This is a genomic window from Vibrio sp. 10N.286.45.E10 (assembly GCF_002874195.2).
In the GTDB taxonomy this organism is placed as follows: Bacteria; Pseudomonadota; Gammaproteobacteria; order Enterobacterales; family Vibrionaceae; genus Vibrio; species Vibrio crassostreae.
The window spans coordinates 1,681,893-1,698,733 of sequence record NZ_MCWD02000001.1; the positions used below are offsets into that span (position 1 = coordinate 1,681,893).

The following is a 16,841-nucleotide window of genomic DNA, read 5'->3' on the forward strand; positions in this document are numbered from 1 at the left end:
AGAACATCATCCTGATCGCTGATCACATTTTTGCAACATCAACTTGATTCAGGTCAGCGTTTAGCCTATTTATTTGTATATACATTTAATGTTTAACAAAGATCTAGGTGATTATGAATTTGATCCTCAAAAACGCACGAGTGGTCTCCATGAGTTCGGGAGTCGACGGTTATCAGCCCTCTTCCCCTCGAGATATCGTTATCGAAGACGGTGAGATCGTATCCCTGTCTCACTCAAGCGATGGGTCACTTCATTGTGAAACTGCGAATGCTAGCCGCTCTGTTGATCACATCATCTACGACTGCAAAAACAAGCTCGTCACCCCAGGGCTGATTGATTGCCACACTCACCTTGTATTTGCAGGCAACCGCGCCAACGAATTTGAACAGCGTTTGAATGGTGTGTCTTACACCGACATCGCTAAGCAAGGCGGCGGTATTCTAGCGACAGTCACGGCCACACGCGCAGCACAAGAGTCTGAACTGGTTGAAATGGCGTTACCGAGACTCGATGGCCTGCTAAAAAGTGGCGTAACCAGCATCGAAGTAAAATCTGGCTATGGTTTAACGCTTGATGATGAACTCAAGATGTTACGTGCGGCTAAAGCGTTAGAAAATCATCGTTGTATTAAGATCACCACTACTCTCCTCGCTGCCCATGCTGTACCACCAGAATATAAAGAACAACCCGATCGTTACATTGACCTGGTTTGCCAAGAGATTATCCCTAAAGCTGCAGAGCAAGGGTTAGCTGATGCAGTTGACGTGTTCTGCGAATCTATCGGCTTCAACCTAGAACAAACCGAACGAGTCTTTGCAGCTGCCAAAGCACATGGGCTAGCGATTAAAGGCCACACAGAACAACTCTCGAATATGGGTGGCAGCGCACTTGCAGCAAAATACGACGCACTCTCTGTTGACCATGTTGAATACCTTGATGAAACCGGAGTAAAAGCACTGGCGGAATCAGGCACAGTTGCCACCTTGCTTCCCGGCGCTTTCTACTTCTTAAAAGAGACTCAACAGCCACCTATTGCCCTACTTCGCGAACACAACATTCCGATGGCGATAGCGACCGACTTAAACCCCGGTACTTCTCCTTTTGCTGACCTAACGCTAATGATGAACATGAGCTGCACCCTGTTTGGCACGACGCCTGAAGAAGCGTTGCGCGGTGTGACTTGTCATGCTGCCGCTGCCATTGGCGACTCACAAACCAAAGGCAAAGTCGAAGTGGGTTATGTCGCTGATTTAGCGATCTGGAATATCGAGCACCCTGCCGATCTAAGTTATCAAGTCGGTGTTCCTCATCTGCATAAACGCATTGTTAATGGCGAGGTGTGTCATGACTCAATCTAAATCCAACGGTATTCAAGAAAACGTAGAAACCGTGCATAACTTTGTGTGGAATGGCCGCAATGATCTTGAAGATGGCGCACTCGGCACTCGCGTTCATCACATTACCAAGCAAGTGCAAAGTAGTGATTCAAGTGACGAGCTGACTGACAGCGCTATCGCCTTAGTTGGCTTTGCCAGCGATGCCGGAGTTGCCAGAAATAAAGGACGCGTGGGCGCGAAACAAGCACCTAACCTGATTCGTCAAGCGTTGGCGAATATGGCTTGGCACAGTGACGCACACATCGCGGATCTCGGTGATATCGAGTGCAATGATGGTCAATTAGAAGTCAGTCAAAAGCAGTGTGCTTCTTTGATTGCCAATGCTTTAGCTACCAGCAAAGTGATTACCCTTGGCGGCGGTCACGAAGTGGCTTGGGCATCGTTCCAAGGGCTCGCTGAGCATTTACATCAAGCGGAACGCCTCCATAAAGCTGAACGTCTTGATAAAGATCAGCTTATACACAAACCTAAGATCGGCATCGTTAACTTTGATGCTCACTTTGATCTTCGTGAATTTGAAAGCGACATCGCTGACGTTAAACCGAGTTCAGGCACGCCTTTTAACCAGATCAGCGATTACTGCCATGCACATCAGTGGCCATTTCATTACGCGTGTCTTGGTGTGAGTGCAGCCAGCAATACTAAAGCACTGTTCAACAAAGCCGATCAACTAGGCGTTTGGTATGAACACGACCGCAATATGACCCAAGTAAACCAAGTCGCTCAATTGGTTAAGTTGCAAAAATTCATCGATGAGTGTGATTACCTCTATCTCACCATCGATCTCGATGTCTTCCCTGCGGCGACTGCGCCGGGTGTCAGTGCACCAGCGGCAAGAGGCGTGAACTATGAAGCACTCGCTCCTTTTCTAGAACAGATTTTCAAACACAGTGAAAAACTCATTATCGCGGACATTGCGGAATATAACCCAGACTACGACGTCGATGGCCAAACGGCTCGATTGGCGGCTCGTTTGTGTTGGGATATTGCCAGTGCAATGGCAGGCGACTAATCCAGCTATACCGATAACTACAACTACAACTACAACGATATAACGTGAAACAGAAGGAATTCCAAAATGACGGAACACCACAACAGTGACCCTCGTCTCGACACGACTCGCGAAATTCGCGCACCTCATGGCACCACTTTGCGCGCTAAATCTTGGTTAACAGAAGCACCGCTGCGTATGCTGATGAACAACCTAGACCCAGATGTGGCAGAACACCCACATGCACTGGTTGTGTATGGCGGTATTGGTCGCGCTGCGCGTGATTGGAAATGTTATGACAAGATTGTTGAAGTATTAGAACGTTTAGAAGACGATCAAACGTTACTTGTTCAATCAGGTAAACCTGTAGGCGTGTTCCCGACTCATAAAAACGCACCTCGCGTACTGATCGCTAACTCTAACCTTGTTCCACATTGGGCCAACTGGGAGCACTTCAACGAGCTCGATAAAGAAGGCTTGATGATGTACGGTCAAATGACCGCAGGTAGCTGGATCTACATCGGCTCACAAGGCATCGTGCAAGGTACTTATGAAACATTTGTCGCGATTGCCAAGAAGCACTTCCAAGGCGAAGCAAACGGCAAATGGGTTCTAACTGGCGGTCTTGGCGGCATGGGTGGTGCTCAACCTCTCGCTGCTACAATGGCTGGCTTCTCAATGATCGCGGTTGAATGTGATGAATCACGAATCGACTATCGCTTGCGCACTGGCTATGTCGACAAAAAAGCCACCAGCATCGATGAAGCGATGGCAATGATTAAAGAATCAGACACACCTATCTCTGTTGGCTTACTTGGTAACGCAGCAGACGTATTCCCAGAGCTTGTTGAACGCAATATCACGCCAGACGTAGTGACTGACCAAACCTCTGCCCACGATCCACTGAACGGCTACTTGCCACAAGGTTGGACGATGGAGAAAGCAGCGCAAGAACGAACCCTTGATGAAGCTAAAGTAGTGAAAGCCGCTAAGCAATCAATGGCAATTCAAGTTCAAGCTATGTTAGATCTTCAGTACCGTGGCGCTGCGACCGTAGATTACGGCAACAACATTCGCCAAATGGCACTTGAAGAAGGCGTGGAAAACGCATTTGATTTCCCAGGTTTCGTTCCTGCATATATACGACCTTTATTTTGTGAAGGCGTCGGTCCGTTCCGTTGGGCTGCCCTATCTGGCGACCCAGAAGACATCTACAAAACAGACCAAAAAGTAAAAGAACTGATTCCAGATAACCCACATCTACACAACTGGCTAGATATGGCGCGTGAACGCATACAGTTCCAAGGCTTACCCGCTCGTATCTGTTGGGTTGGTTTGAAAGATCGTGAACGTTTAGGCCAAGCATTCAATCAAATGGTTAAAAATGGCGAACTAAAAGCACCAGTTGTTATCGGTCGTGACCACCTAGATTCAGGCTCAGTAGCGAGCCCGAACCGCGAAACAGAAGGTATGATGGATGGATCAGATGCCGTATCAGATTGGCCTCTATTGAACGCCCTTCTAAATACGGCAGGTGGCGCAACATGGGTTTCTCTGCACCACGGTGGCGGTGTTGGAATGGGCTTCTCACAACACTCAGGTATGGTGATTTGTTGTGACGGCAGTGAAGATGCATCGCAGCGCATTGCTCGTGTACTTCATAATGATCCGGCCACTGGCGTTATGCGTCATGCTGATGCGGGTTACGATATTGCCAAGCAGTGTGCTAAAGAGCAGAAGCTTGATTTACCTATGCTAAACGAAGAACTTCGTCGCCTTTAATGTCTGGAGAAAACATGTTGAATTTATTACTTAAACCAGGACTTCTAGGCCTACCTGAATTGCGTAAGATTAGCCGTAGCCCTGTGAACTTATCACTCGATCCTGCAGCCATTCCTGATATTGAAGCGAGCATGCACGTTGTAGAACAAGTGATTGCTGAAGATCGCACAGTGTATGGCATCAACACGGGTTTTGGCTTATTAGCGAATACCAAAATTGCCCCTGAAGATTTAGAAGTATTACAGAAAAGTATCGTGCTTTCTCACGCGGCCGGCATTGGTAAATTCATGTCTGATGAAACCGTGCGCTTGATGATGGTGCTAAAGATTAACAGTTTGTCTCGTGGCTACTCGGGTATCCGACTCAAGGTCATCAATGCTCTTATCGATCTTGTGAACGCACAGGTTTATCCGTGTGTTCCACAAAAAGGATCTGTGGGTGCTTCAGGAGATCTTGCTCCCCTCGCCCACATGAGTACGGTACTTCTAGGTGAAGGCCAAGCGCGCCACAACGGAAAAATCATCACTGGCTTAGAAGCAATGCAGATCGCTGGCTTGGAGCCAATCACACTTGCTCCGAAAGAAGGCTTAGCTCTGTTAAACGGCACACAAGCATCGACAGCATTTGCATTAGAAGGTCTGTTTGCAGCTGAAGACTTATTCGCGTCTGCAACCGTATGTGGTGCGATGTCCGTAGAAGCAGCGCTGGGTAGTCGTCGTCCGTTTGACCCTCGTATACACCGCGTTCGTGGTCATCGTGGCCAGATGGATGCAGCACTTGCTTACCGTCATATGCTTGATCAAAAGAGTGAGATTGGTGAATCACACACTTGTTGTGAAAAGGTTCAAGACCCTTACTCACTGCGTTGTCAGCCTCAAGTGATGGGGGCATGTTTACAGCAGATTCGTAATTCAGCAGAAACCTTAAACATTGAAGCAAATGCCGTATCCGACAACCCACTTGTTTTCGCTGACGATGGCGACATCATTTCGGGCGGTAACTTCCACGCAGAACCTGTCGCAATGGCAGCCGATAACCTTGCACTAGCGATAGCTGAAATCGGTAGCTTGTCAGAGCGTAGAATGGCGTTGTTGATTGATAGTGCGCTAAGCAAACTTCCACCTTTCTTGGTCGATAACGGCGGCGTGAACTCGGGCTTTATGATTGCTCAAGTAACGTCTGCAGCACTCGCTAGTGAGAACAAAACCTTGGCTCATCCGGCGTCAATAGACAGCCTGCCTACTTCTGCAAACCAAGAAGACCACGTATCAATGGCCACCTTTGCCGCTCGCAGGCTTAGATACATGGCTGAAAACACCCGTGGGATATTGGCAGTAGAATATTTAGCAGCAGCACAAGGGCTAGACTTCCGCGCTCCGAATCTATCTTCTCCTCGTGTGGAAGAAGCGAAACAGATTCTGCGTGAAAAAGTCAGCTTTTACGACAAAGACAGATATTTTGCTCCGGATATTGAACAAGCGAACTTATTGCTCAAATTATCCGTTCATAATCACCTAATGCCAGAAGGCACTTTGTGTAGCTTTTAAAGCAAAAACATTCTGAACAACACCCATTAGAGTGTCATATAAACAAGGGCTATTAATTAGCCCTTGTTGCATTGAGCCAAAGGCCATATCTCCCTTCAAATCGTCACATACCATCCAACGTATTTATCTAATTGACTGATATATAAGCAAAGTTAACTGGATAGACCATTAGAACGAAGTTAGTTAGCTATAATCCACCCCAGATTTGATGACTAATAGCGATACTATGTTTCTGACACCTTACTTTTCTACTGAAGACAATCAATTTCAATTCACTCGTGAACAGGCTAGCCACTTTGCTAAAAAAGTAGCCGCTGACTTCAACCCAATTCACGATGAAGACAACAAGCGCTTCTGCGTGCCTGGCGATCTTTTGTTTGCAGTTCTTCTGCAGAAAGAAGGCATCAGCCAAAAAATGCGTTTTGATTTTTCAGGTATGGTTGGTAACGGTATTGCGCTTAGCGTTGACAACAAGTGTGAAAAAGAAAGCTCACTGGTTGACGAGAAAGGCAAAGAATACCTACACATGTCTTGTGAAGGTGAGAAAAGCCACGATCAAGCATTCATCGAACACGTAGTAACAAACTACGTTAAGTTCTCTGGTATGAACTTCCCACACATCATGGTTCCTCTTATGGAAGAGCAACAGATGATGATCAACTGCCAACGTCCTCTTGTTATTTACGAGAGCATGGAAGTTGAATTTACTCGCCTAGACCTATCCCACCCAGAAGTTGAATTCTCTGGTGCGACTTTTGATGTTGAAGGCAAGCGTGGCATCGTGACACTGAACTTCGATTTCAAAGAGGACGGCGAAGTGGTAGGTAAAGGCGTGAAACGCATGGTAGCAAGTGGCCTTAAGCCATACGACCAAGCTTCTGTCGATGACCTAGTAAACCGCTTCAACGAACGTAAAGAGATGTTTCTAGCTCAGTTCGCAGCTGCCGCTTAAGTAAGCCAACACAGAATTAAAAAGCCCAACTTGAGGTATCAAGCTGGGCTTTTTTCATTCTAAACAATAGATATTAATATAAGTCACCGGTATTTACTGAGTACCTTTCCTCTTCAATGACGAAAGTGACTTACGTATCATCGTGCCACCTAACAGCATCGCCAGCCAATACCAACCCATTGAACCACCTGTCTTTTTAATGATTGGGTCTTCAACCAAGCTTAACTCTTTAATCTCATTACTATAAGCAAAGTTCTTAATGGTCACTCTGTCATGCCCTGCGGTCCCCACCTCATCTTTGCTGTACGCAATCATGAAGCTATTGTCTTTAGCTCTCGCCATTGGCAGTTCAACAGTCCCAGATAATTGCCCCGCAAACGCGCCGACTTCAAAGCCGTTAATGTAGATCTCCATATAGTCACGATCTTCTTCAGAAAAGACGGTGAGATCCAAAGACACGGTACCAGCTGGGATACCGTCAACAATGAATGCGGTGGACTGGCTATTACCAATATCCGGTGAAGCTATCGTATACCCTTCAACATCCCAAGCTTCTGTGCTGTAAACTGCATTCTTAGGTATCGTGACGAGTGAATTCACTGCATCAGAAACCACATTCGCGCCAATAGCATATGCCTTTGATGTCACCACACCGGCTAATGAGTCGGTTGACAGCTTGATACCAAAATCATGATTACCCACTGAATCTATGTTGTAGCTTACAACCACATCACAGCCTTCATTCGGCGATAGCGTCGTACAACTATTGCTCTTTATGATCGCAGTACCATTGTAGGTTATGGGATCGTCTGTGGCGACAGCTAAAGATACGTTGGTTACTTTAATCTCTTGATCAGATTTGTTCGTAAATTCAAACTTGTGTTCAATTGGGCCCAAAGATCGAGCACCAAGCATCGCTTTAGTTTGGTAACTAAAACCTGCCGTCTTCTTACCTATCCAGTCAGCAAAGTGGCTTATGTTGGTGTAGACACCGTATGCCCTTGGCTGTGCACAACCTTCTCCCCAACTCACAAGACCTAGCTGTTCGTAGTGACCATTGGTGGACAACATGATTGGACCGCCGCTATCCCCGCTACATGAATCGCGTCCGCCTTCTTTGTAACCGGCACAAAAAGCATCAGAGCCAATATCTGAATATCCGTCTCCTTGACCAAGGTTACATTCTCGCTGACTAACTAACGGAACATTCACTTGATGTAACTGACTCGTGGATGAGTATTGCTCTTCTGATGAATTCTGGTTACCCCAACCTATGACAGTTAACATCTGACCTGTATTCAAGTTATCACGAGCATAACCATCGACCAGGTTAACCGCAGACTCCGTGGGCTTATCATTAAGCTCAATAATAGCGATGTCATTACTCGCAGGCTCTTGAGTATAACTTTCATGGGCATAAATTTGCTCAACAGAATAGCGGTGCTGCTCTACGTCGGGCGAAGAAAGATCAGAGACACCAATGACAACCTCAAAATCTTGGTTGCTACTTGCTTCGATACAGTGCGCTGCGGTAAGCACATATCGCTCACCAATGAAACTTGCGCCGCAGAACTGCCCTTCGTAGGCATCCATGTTTTTTGAAACAAGCGCGACCATGAATGGCCAACTACCTTTTGCCGCTTCGTTACCATTGATAATTTGAGGGGAGATATCTGCCAACACCGGCATTGAAGAGAGGCCAACCGCATAAATACTTAATGGCAGCCATTTTGTTTGGATAACTTTCATTACCTAACCTTTCATTTGTTTTAATAATAACTGACAGGTTATTTGATAAAAAATAAATATAAATGGTAAGCACACCAAAATATGGCTTACCTTGAATAGGTTTCAAACATTAGTGAATAGCTAGCTTATTAACTGCATTAACAAATCAAACCTAGCGCCTAACCTTCTGTTTGTAATCAACATATTCAGCACTGAATAATTGCCTAGTACTCGCTCTTCTGGTTTGATTTGGCACTGATTGAAACCAAGTTAGAAACGGAAATCGGAGTTAGCTATAACCGTGAATTCAGATCAATAAAGCCCAGCTGATTTCATCCAGCTGGGCTTTTTGCGTTTAACTAAAGGTGATAGGTTGGCTATCAGTCTTAAGTTAGCGTCAGTGGTATAGCTTACTGATCACCTTTCATCTTCAGTGGTGAAAATGACTTACGTACAGTCGCACCGCCTAAAAGCACAAATAACCAATGCCAAGACAGCGAGCCGCCGCTACCGCCCCCTGAGCTTTTTGCGTTTTGCGTTCCTTCAGACTTAGATATCTTTATCTCATCTGTATAAGAGAAGTTCTTGACCGTAGCTTTGTCATTTCCGGTGGAACCAAACCAATCTTTCACATAGGTAATCATGAAGCTATTATTGGAATCTCTCACCATCGGTAGGTTGACCGAACCAGAAAACTCACCAGAGACACTATCAAGTTTTTGACCATTAATATAAACCTCAACAAAATCATAATCAGCTTCAGACGATGCAGTTAGGTCAAACGAAACTGTACCAGAAGGAATCCCCTCAACAATAAGCGCTGTAGATGTACCGTGGCTAATGGACGGTGAGGACAGCGAATCACCTTCTGTAATCCAAGCTTGTGTGTTGTAGACGCCACTGTTTGGTATGCTTACATATGAACTCACCGTATCCGTTACAGATCTCGCTCCGATTACAGAAGCAGTTGAAGTAACCGTACCTACCAATAAATCAGTGTCAACATTAATACCAAATTCATGTTCACCAATTGAGTTTAGGTCGAAACTAACCACAACTTCACAGCTTTGCCCTGCAGTTAAAATGCTACATCCGTTGTCTGTTATAACAGTATCATTACCTGAAATTGGATAAACACGGTTTACTGCAATGTTTTGATCAGATTTATTTGTGAATTCAAAGGTATGTGAAATAGGCGCCAATAATTTTGCACCAAGCATTTCAATTTGACGGTAACTAAGCCCTGATTGCTGCTCATCAATCCAATCATCAAAGTAGCTAATATTGGTATAGACTCCGTAGGCGTTGGACTGTGCACAGCCTTTACCCCAGCTTACAATGCCCAGTTGCTCATATGTTCCATTTGTCGACACAACGATTGGTCCACCACTGTCACCCTGGCAGGAGTCATAACCACCATCACTGTATCCCGCACAGAATGCATCACTGCCAATTGACGCATAGCCACTGTGAGGAACGCTATTACATTCATACTGATTAACTAAAGGAATGTTGACTTGATATAGTTCACTCTTAGATGCATAACCATCTGATGCGTCCTGATCTCCCCAGCCCATCACCGTTAGCATCTGACCATCATTTAGGTTACCTCGAACATAACCATCAACGAGATTAACCACAGACTCAGCTGGCTTTTCTGCGAGCTCAATAATGGCGATATCATTGCCTGTCGCTGCAGAGTTGTAATATTCATGTACATAAATATTATCAACAGCGTATCTATGTTGTGCGGCTTGAGAGGCAGAAAGGTTTGATACGCCAATCACCACATCTAGATCTTCACGACCATTACCTTCCACACAGTGAGCGGCAGTTAATACATATCGCTCACCAATGAAGCTCGCACCACAAAACTGACCGTCATAAGCGTTCACGTTCCTTGAGACTAGCGCAGCCATAAATGGCCAATTGCCTTGTGTTGCTTCTTTACCGTTGATAATTCGAGCTGAAACATCTGCCAACACCGACGTTGAAGACAGACTCACTGCATAGATACCTAGCGACAACCATTTAGCCTGAACCATTTTTATTACCTAGCCTTTTATATCTTTTAATAATGATGTGCAGGCTATTTTATAAAAACACAATATGAAACATTGGCTATATTTTTTTGTGATGAAGATCAACTAAATGATAATAGTTCTTATCTAATTGCTTAATTGTCTTTGAATCCACATCAGATCCAACGCCTAACCTTTTGTTTGTAATCAACATATTCAGCACCGAACAATTTTTCTAGTGCTCGCTCTTCGGGTTTGATTTGGAACTGAGTCATGTACATTACAAATACAAAACTGAGTAAAACGCTGAACAGGTTTTGGAAGAAGTAGCCAAAGCAAAACAGTAGGATGAATAGCCCTAAGTACATTGGGTTACGGGTGTAACCGAAAATACCGCTGTCCACAACTGCCGAGGCGGTTTCGACTTTGATCGGATTAACGGTGGTGTTCTGTTTTCGAAATTCCAATATGCCTGATATTCCAATCACACCACTCAATACAATCCCGATACCGAGTACAACCATTCCATAAGGCAGTGCAATTGCTCCTAGGATCAATTGCTGCGCACAGAAGTATGAGGCTATAAATACAATAATGAAAAGTGCAACGGGTGGTACTTTTAACTCAAGAAATCTCATAGCTTTCCTTATTAACAATTCCATTGTTAGTTTAGAAAAAAGCCCAGCAATTGCTGGGCTAAATGTATTAAATAATTTTTGCGAGCGCTTGTAGTGGGTGGGCAAGCTTCTCACCCTCAAAACGCTTCACTTGGCTTCGACAGGAATAACCCGTCACTAAGCAACGCTCTTTCGGTAAGTCTTGCATCCTTGGCTTCCAACTTAGACCGTATATGTCTTTCGACATTTGTAGCTTATCGACTTCGTGACCGAAAGTACCTGCCATACCACAACAGCCGACAGGAACGCTGGTTAAAGCAGCGCCAAAGTGTTTGAAGATAGCGCCCCACTCTTTTTCAGCGTTTGGCATTTTGGTCTTCTCCGTACAGTGAGCAAACAAGTACCACATTTCTTCGCTTGCAGAACGCGCTTCAAAATCACCGAGCGACGGCATTAACCATTCATGTACGGTGAGCACATCAAAGTCGCCACGCTTGTCACCTAAAATCTCGACGTATTCATCGCGGTAACAAAGCACAAGAGCAGGATCAACACCGACTAAAGGAATACCAATATCAGCCACCATCGATAAGAAATCAGACGTCGATTTCGCCTCACGAGCGAAACGACTTAAGAAGCCTTTTATGTGCAGCGCTTTCCCATTAGGTTTGAACGGCAGTAGTACCGGTGTTTTGCCAAGCTTTTGAGCCAAAGTGACGAAGTCTTCAATCACCTCTGCATCATAGAAGCTAGTAAACGGGTCTTGGACGATCAACACATGTTGTTTCTTCTCTTCAGAAGAGAGCCCTTCTAGATATTGGATATCGAATAGTTGCAGCTCTTTGCTCGCCAGACGATTCTTAAGCGTAGGGACCGACATAAGCGGTGCATCAACATAACCGACTGTTTTCGCTGTTGCGGATTGAACCCACTTTTGGCCCAACGCAGCGTTCACCACTTTTGGCGCTTTCGCCATCAGTGGCAGCATGGTTTCAATGTTGGCGACTAAATAGTCTTTTGCAGGGCGTTGGTAGCGTGAGTAATAAATGTTTAAGAATCGAGAACGGAAGCTCGGAACATCAACTTTAATCGGACACTGGCTCGCACACGCTTTACACGCAAGACAACCGTTCATCGCTTCGTGAACTTCATGCGAGAAATCGTATTCGTGGCGTTTGTTCATTGTATTACGAACACGTTCCACCATGGTTTTAACCGGAGTATTGTCCTTCAGCGCTTCTTGCTCTAAATCGAGAATATCGACGCCTTGCTCTGTTAACTGGCGTAACCATTCTCTCACCAAGCCTGCGCGGCCTTTTGGCGAATGACGACGGTCAGCCGTGACTTTCATCGAAGGGCACATTGGCGAGCTAGTATCGTAGTTGAAGCACAAGCCGTTACCGTTACATTCCATCGCTTGCTTGAAGCTGTCACGAACTTGTACGTCGATCTGACGATCGTAGAAACCACGCTTAGTATCGGTGACTTTCACCAATTCAGCGTCACTTTCTAACGGCGTACAGATCTTGCCAGGGTTCATCTTGTTATGCGGGTCGAATGCCGCTTTAACACGTCTTAATTCGGTAAACAGCTCTTCGCCGAAGAAGTCAGGACCATACTCAGAACGGAAGCCTTTACCGTGCTCCCCCCACATTAAGCCGCCGTATTTCGCCACTAGCTTAACCACTTCGTCAGAGACTTCATGCATCAAGGCTTCTTGCATCGGGTCACACAGATCTAATGCTGGACGAACGTGTAATACGCCCGCATCCACGTGACCAAACATGCCGTAATTCAACTCTTTTGAATCGAGTAACACTCTAAATTCAGAGATAAAGTCCGCGAGGTTTTCTGGTGGTACACAAGTATCTTCAGCAAAAGCGACTGGCTTAGCTCGGCCTTTCGCCGCACCTAATAAACCCACCGCTTTCTTACGCATGTTGTAGATTCGGCCAATACTCGCCAAATCGCTACAAACTTGGAAACCGATCACACCCGCGTCTTCGGTTTCTACCATGGTTTCAAGTTGTGCCGTCAGCGCTTGAACTTGTTGTTCAACTTCCGCTTCATCTTGGCCTGCAAACTCAACCATGTTGATGCCAAGCATCTCTTTGTTAGGGACATCGGTCAGCAGGTCGCTCACGGTGTGCCAGACGATGTCTTGCTTCGCTAAGTTCAATACTCTTGAATCAACCGTTTCAACAGACAGTGCTTTCGCTTCCACCATAAACGGTGCGTTACGCAATGCAGAATCAAACGTGTTGTATTTCACGTTAACCAGTGTGCGTGCTTTTGGAATCGGCGTTAGGTTTAGCTTAGCTTCCGTGATGAATGCTAACGAACCTTCAGCGCCACATAGAACGCGAGTCAGGTCAAAGCTATCGTCTTGCTCGTTGATTGCATTCTTTAGATCGTAACCAGTTAAGAAGCGATTCAGCGGAGGGAATTTATCCAGAATTTGAGCGCGCTTGTCTCGACAAACAGCCTCAGTCACCTCAAGGGCATGGTGAGCGAATTCACCTTCAACGGGTAAGCCGTGTGATAAATCAGACTCTAAACATGAACCGTCTGCGAATACCGCTTGTAGCGATAATACATGGTCAGACGTTTTTCCGTACTTCAATGACCCTTGGCCCGAAGCATCGGTATTGATCATGCCACCCAAGGTTGCTCGGTTACTTGTGGAAAGGTCTGGAGAGAAAAAGTAACCATACGGGCGAACAGCGTCGTTCAATTGATCTTTAACGACACCAGACTGAACTCTTACCCAGCCTTCTTTCTCGTTAATCTCAAGAACCTTATTCATGTATCGCGACAGGTCAATCACGACACCTTTTGTTAAAGATTGTCCGTTGGTTCCGGTACCGCCACCACGAGGGGAAAAGGTCACACGTTCGTAAGCAGATTTAGAAACCACTTTACCGATAAGCACAACATCTTGCGTTGTTTTAGGAAGGATGACCGCCTGCGGCAATTGCTGATAAACACTGTTATCAGTCGCCACAGCCAAACGGCTAGAATATTGAGATTCAATGTCGCCAGTAAAGCCCGCTGTTTTTAGTTCATCTAAAAAGCGTACGACAACTGGATCGACATCAGCATTGAGTTGAAGTCTTGGTAACATTTGCTTCCTGCCCCTACTTCGCTGATCCTATCAGCATTGGGTTATCTGAGATTTTTAATAATTTTCTTTGAATTTCGTCACTTTACTACTATTAAGATCATATAAAAAGGTGATCAAATCAGAATCTCAGTGCAAGAATGGAGAAATAGTCACTTTCGTCTTAATTCAGTAACAGTATACTGAATAACATTTTGTTTAAGACATCTCCACGAGCACATCACAATGAAAAAAAACAAAACAGTCACAACTGAAGATATCCTTCTTAAACTATGCCAATCAGTCTCAAGCGTACTTACTTCAGCGACGGCTTCTCAGGTGTCCTATTCAGCCATGGTGCAAAAGATCAACAAAACAAGCCTAAAGCCAGACTTTGGTTGCTTCGTTCTGTTTGACGGTGGCTTTTCTGGTCTTGTTGTTATCAATTTTACGTCCAAAGCAGCGCTAGAGATCTACACCAATTACATGCGCAATATGGGCATGCCTGAAAACGAGCTCGCTGTGCTGCATACTTCAGACGAAGTGGGTGATGTATTGGGTGAGTTGATGAACCAATTGGTGGGTGACTTCACCAATAAAATCCGCAAAGAGCTGCAAACTAACATCACCCAAAACCAACCAAAAATGCTGGCTCTGAACAAGCAAGTAAACCTTTCTGTTGATACCAATCTCGATCGTCCACAAGCTCGTCGTGTGACCTTCTCTACCGCCAATAACAACATCTTCTACCTTGAGCTTGCGATGGATAAGACCGAATTCATTCAATTGGAAGAATTTGAAATCGCAGAAGACGAATGTCCAGATAGCATTCTTGAGGCGACTCAGAAAAAAATGCAAGAAGCGAACAAGCCAGCTCAAAGCTCTGGCAATGACTCTGCAGCAGATCTACTCGATGAACTGGGTATCTAGTTTGCGAAAGCTCTAGTCATTCTAAAAAATCGAGTCACCAACGCCATCAATACTCTTGATGGCGTTTTTGTTTGTGTCACCAAGCCGGCTCGTGCAGTCCAATGTTCACCACCTCACTTGTTCATCAAACCAGTTTTGCCTTTCTGTTACCCGCGAAAACATGTAAAATGTTGGACTTTTAAAAATTTGCGGTACTGATTAAATTGTCGATGGATAAGAAAAAAGCCCTAAAGAAAATTGCCAAGTGTCTTGAGCTTGGAAATTCTGCGAACGTCAATGAAGCTGCCAATGCGATAAAAATGGCGCATAACTTGATGCTGAAATATGGTCTCGAAAAAGACGATATTGAATTTATCAAGATGGGGAAAACTCAGTCCAGTCACCTGTTACCTGCAAATATCAGTTCTACACTGCTGCGCGTTATTCGCGGTATCAACACCAAGTTTGGCGTAGAAGCCGTGTTACTGAATCACAAAGGCCTCAAGCGCGTTGAATTCATTGGTGAAGCCGACCGCGCGATCTTCGCAGCCTTCGCTTTCGATATCATTTATCGCGAGCTGAATGAACACACCGGCCAATTCAGAAATAGCTTTGCTGGCTCTGGCACAGGATCATTAGAAGTAACACGCCGCGTGAACTCTTTTGTTTCAGGCTGGGTTGAAGGTGCACTTGAAAAGCTGCCAACCATTACTCCAGACGACGAATCAAACAACAAGATCAATAACTACATTGATAAAGAATTCAAAAATATCGACCGTGAAACGTTCAAACAGCAACTGAGAGAAGCGATGAAAAACCTCACCGCCGATTATGAAGTTGGTTTGAAGAAAGGTCGTAAATTGTCTGTTAATCGACCAGTTGGCGGTACCCAGGCAGCTAACAAGATAACTAAATCATAGAGCCACTTTACATTACTTCGGCGTATTGATAAAAACCATCAATAAGATTTACAGGACTATGTTTGTCACTCGGATTCATTCGTTTGATAGAAGTACATGATGGAGAAAATACGTTGAAAAAAATCACACTAGCCCTAGCGCTTACTATCGCTTTAACGGGTTGTCAGGCAACTCAACGCCAAAACGCGACAACTGGCGAATCTGAGACTAACTCTGCAACTCAAGGCGCTCTAATTGGTGCACTTGCTGGTGCCGTTGCTGGTGCAGCTACCGGTGACTCTAAAGACCGTGGTAAACGTGCACTTATTGGTGCGGCAGGTGGTGCGGCTGTTGGTGGTGGTATTGGTTACTATTTTGACCGACAAGAAGCAGCCCTTCGTGAAGAACTAATGAACTCTGGCGTTCAAGTAGAACGTGTTGGTGAGAATCAACTTCTACTTCGTCTGGAAAACGGCATTGGTTTTGATTCTGGTTCTTACGCTTTAGAATCAAGCATTCACAACACACTTCGCGGCGTTGCGCGCATCCTAGTTGAATACCCAGACACAAGCCTAGTGATCGAAGGTCACACGGACAGCACTGGCAGTGAGTCGACTAACCAAATCCTTTCTGAGCGTCGTGCTGAATCTGTTCGTGCATTCTTGATCTCTCAAGATGTAGCAGCAGGCCGTGCCATTGCTCGTGGTAACGGTGAGCGTTACCCTCTATGTGACAACAATACCTCTCAAGGTCGTGCTTGTAACCGTCGTGTAGAAATTCAAATCTTGCCGCTTAAGTAGCACGATTAAAGCCCAGTCCGTCTTTATCTATTGAATTAACCTCTATATAGTTGTTTATCAGTTATGTTACTCAATTAGCGTAATACTAATAACCAACA

The 16,841-nt window shown here is 45.2% G+C and carries 12 protein-coding genes; 8 read left to right on the forward strand and 4 right to left on the reverse strand.

From position 1 onward, the window contains the following. The first annotated feature begins 113 nt into the window (after window positions 1-113). The 5 genes from hutI (at window position 114) to BCU34_RS07480 (ending at window position 6,669) form a co-directional block, all read left to right on the forward strand. Window positions 114-1,358 carry an imidazolonepropionase gene (gene hutI, locus BCU34_RS07460; protein ID WP_102480635.1) on the forward strand — a complete coding sequence of 415 codons (1,245 nt, stop codon included), beginning with the start codon at window positions 114-116 and terminating at the stop codon, window positions 1,356-1,358. Beyond that, the gene (gene hutG / locus BCU34_RS07465; protein ID WP_102480636.1) at window positions 1,345-2,409 is read left to right on the forward strand and encodes a formimidoylglutamase; all 1,065 of its coding nucleotides are present in this window, start codon (window positions 1,345-1,347) and stop codon (window positions 2,407-2,409) included. The genes hutI and hutG overlap by 14 nt, the downstream gene beginning before the upstream one ends. A 66-nt stretch (window positions 2,410-2,475) precedes the next feature. Beyond that, window positions 2,476-4,170 (forward strand): urocanate hydratase, encoded by a 1,695-nt coding sequence (gene hutU / locus BCU34_RS07470; RefSeq protein WP_102480637.1) that lies wholly within the window; start codon window positions 2,476-2,478, stop codon window positions 4,168-4,170. Window positions 4,171-4,184: 14 nt separating this feature from the next. After that, window positions 4,185-5,717, forward strand: a complete 1,533-nt coding sequence (hutH, locus tag BCU34_RS07475) for a histidine ammonia-lyase (protein ID WP_017085756.1) — start codon at window positions 4,185-4,187, stop codon at window positions 5,715-5,717. Between the two features lie 226 nt (window positions 5,718-5,943). Beyond that, complete coding sequence (locus BCU34_RS07480; protein WP_010438254.1) at window positions 5,944-6,669, forward strand: DUF3581 domain-containing protein; 726 nt, start codon at window positions 5,944-5,946, stop codon at window positions 6,667-6,669. 93 nt (window positions 6,670-6,762) lie between these two features. On the opposite strand, the gene BCU34_RS07485 is transcribed toward BCU34_RS07480, so the two are convergent. From BCU34_RS07485 to BCU34_RS07500, 4 genes are all read right to left on the reverse strand, one after another. Next, the gene (locus BCU34_RS07485) at window positions 6,763-8,418 is read right to left on the reverse strand and encodes a S1 family peptidase (protein WP_102480638.1); all 1,656 of its coding nucleotides are present in this window, start codon (window positions 8,416-8,418) and stop codon (window positions 6,763-6,765) included. A 389-nt stretch (window positions 8,419-8,807) separates the two neighbouring features. Further along, entirely contained in the window at window positions 8,808-10,442 is a 1,635-nt protein-coding gene (locus BCU34_RS07490) for a trypsin-like serine protease (protein ID WP_102433129.1), read from the reverse strand. 152 nt (window positions 10,443-10,594) lie between these two features. Continuing rightward, a complete protein-coding gene (locus BCU34_RS07495; RefSeq protein WP_048659535.1) occupies window positions 10,595-11,056 on the reverse strand; it encodes a methyltransferase family protein in 462 nt (153 codons plus the stop codon). Between the two features lie 67 nt (window positions 11,057-11,123). Next, on the reverse strand, window positions 11,124-14,159 hold the full coding sequence (locus BCU34_RS07500) for an FAD-binding and (Fe-S)-binding domain-containing protein (protein WP_102480639.1): 3,036 nt from the start codon (window positions 14,157-14,159) through the stop codon (window positions 11,124-11,126). Between the two features lie 222 nt (window positions 14,160-14,381). Here BCU34_RS07500 and BCU34_RS07505 point away from each other — a divergent pair, with 222 nt between their 5' ends. The 3 genes from BCU34_RS07505 to BCU34_RS07515 all read left to right on the forward strand — a co-directional run bounded on the left by BCU34_RS07505 (window position 14,382) and on the right by BCU34_RS07515 (window position 16,743). Then, window positions 14,382-15,065, forward strand: a complete 684-nt coding sequence (locus tag BCU34_RS07505; RefSeq protein WP_017059770.1) for a DUF3334 family protein — start codon at window positions 14,382-14,384, stop codon at window positions 15,063-15,065. 209 nt (window positions 15,066-15,274) lie between these two features. Continuing rightward, window positions 15,275-15,964, forward strand: a complete 690-nt coding sequence (locus BCU34_RS07510; protein WP_102480640.1) for a DUF2786 domain-containing protein — start codon at window positions 15,275-15,277, stop codon at window positions 15,962-15,964. 113 nt (window positions 15,965-16,077) lie between these two features. Then, window positions 16,078-16,743: an OmpA family protein gene (locus tag BCU34_RS07515; RefSeq protein ID WP_048607125.1), complete on the forward strand. Its 666-nt coding sequence runs from the start codon at window positions 16,078-16,080 to the stop codon at window positions 16,741-16,743. Window positions 16,744-16,841 lie beyond the last annotated feature (98 nt).

What these genes read in the sequence shown, in the direction of transcription:
- BCU34_RS07485 (WP_102480638.1), bottom strand. Translation starts at nt 8,418, where the DNA reads ATGAAAGTTATCCAAACAAAATGGCTGCCATTAAGTATTTATGCGGTT.
- hutG (WP_102480636.1), top strand. Translation starts at nt 1,345, where the DNA reads ATGACTCAATCTAAATCCAACGGTATTCAAGAAAACGTAGAAACCGTG.
- BCU34_RS07500 (WP_102480639.1), bottom strand. Translation starts at nt 14,159, where the DNA reads ATGTTACCAAGACTTCAACTCAATGCTGATGTCGATCCAGTTGTCGTA.
- BCU34_RS07495 (WP_048659535.1), bottom strand. Translation starts at nt 11,056, where the DNA reads ATGAGATTTCTTGAGTTAAAAGTACCACCCGTTGCACTTTTCATTATT.
- hutH (WP_017085756.1), top strand. Translation starts at nt 4,185, where the DNA reads ATGTTGAATTTATTACTTAAACCAGGACTTCTAGGCCTACCTGAATTG.
- hutU (WP_102480637.1), top strand. Translation starts at nt 2,476, where the DNA reads ATGACGGAACACCACAACAGTGACCCTCGTCTCGACACGACTCGCGAA.
- BCU34_RS07510 (WP_102480640.1), top strand. Translation starts at nt 15,275, where the DNA reads ATGGATAAGAAAAAAGCCCTAAAGAAAATTGCCAAGTGTCTTGAGCTT.
- BCU34_RS07505 (WP_017059770.1), top strand. Translation starts at nt 14,382, where the DNA reads ATGAAAAAAAACAAAACAGTCACAACTGAAGATATCCTTCTTAAACTA.
- BCU34_RS07480 (WP_010438254.1), top strand. Translation starts at nt 5,944, where the DNA reads ATGTTTCTGACACCTTACTTTTCTACTGAAGACAATCAATTTCAATTC.
- BCU34_RS07490 (WP_102433129.1), bottom strand. Translation starts at nt 10,442, where the DNA reads ATGGTTCAGGCTAAATGGTTGTCGCTAGGTATCTATGCAGTGAGTCTG.
- hutI (WP_102480635.1), top strand. Translation starts at nt 114, where the DNA reads ATGAATTTGATCCTCAAAAACGCACGAGTGGTCTCCATGAGTTCGGGA.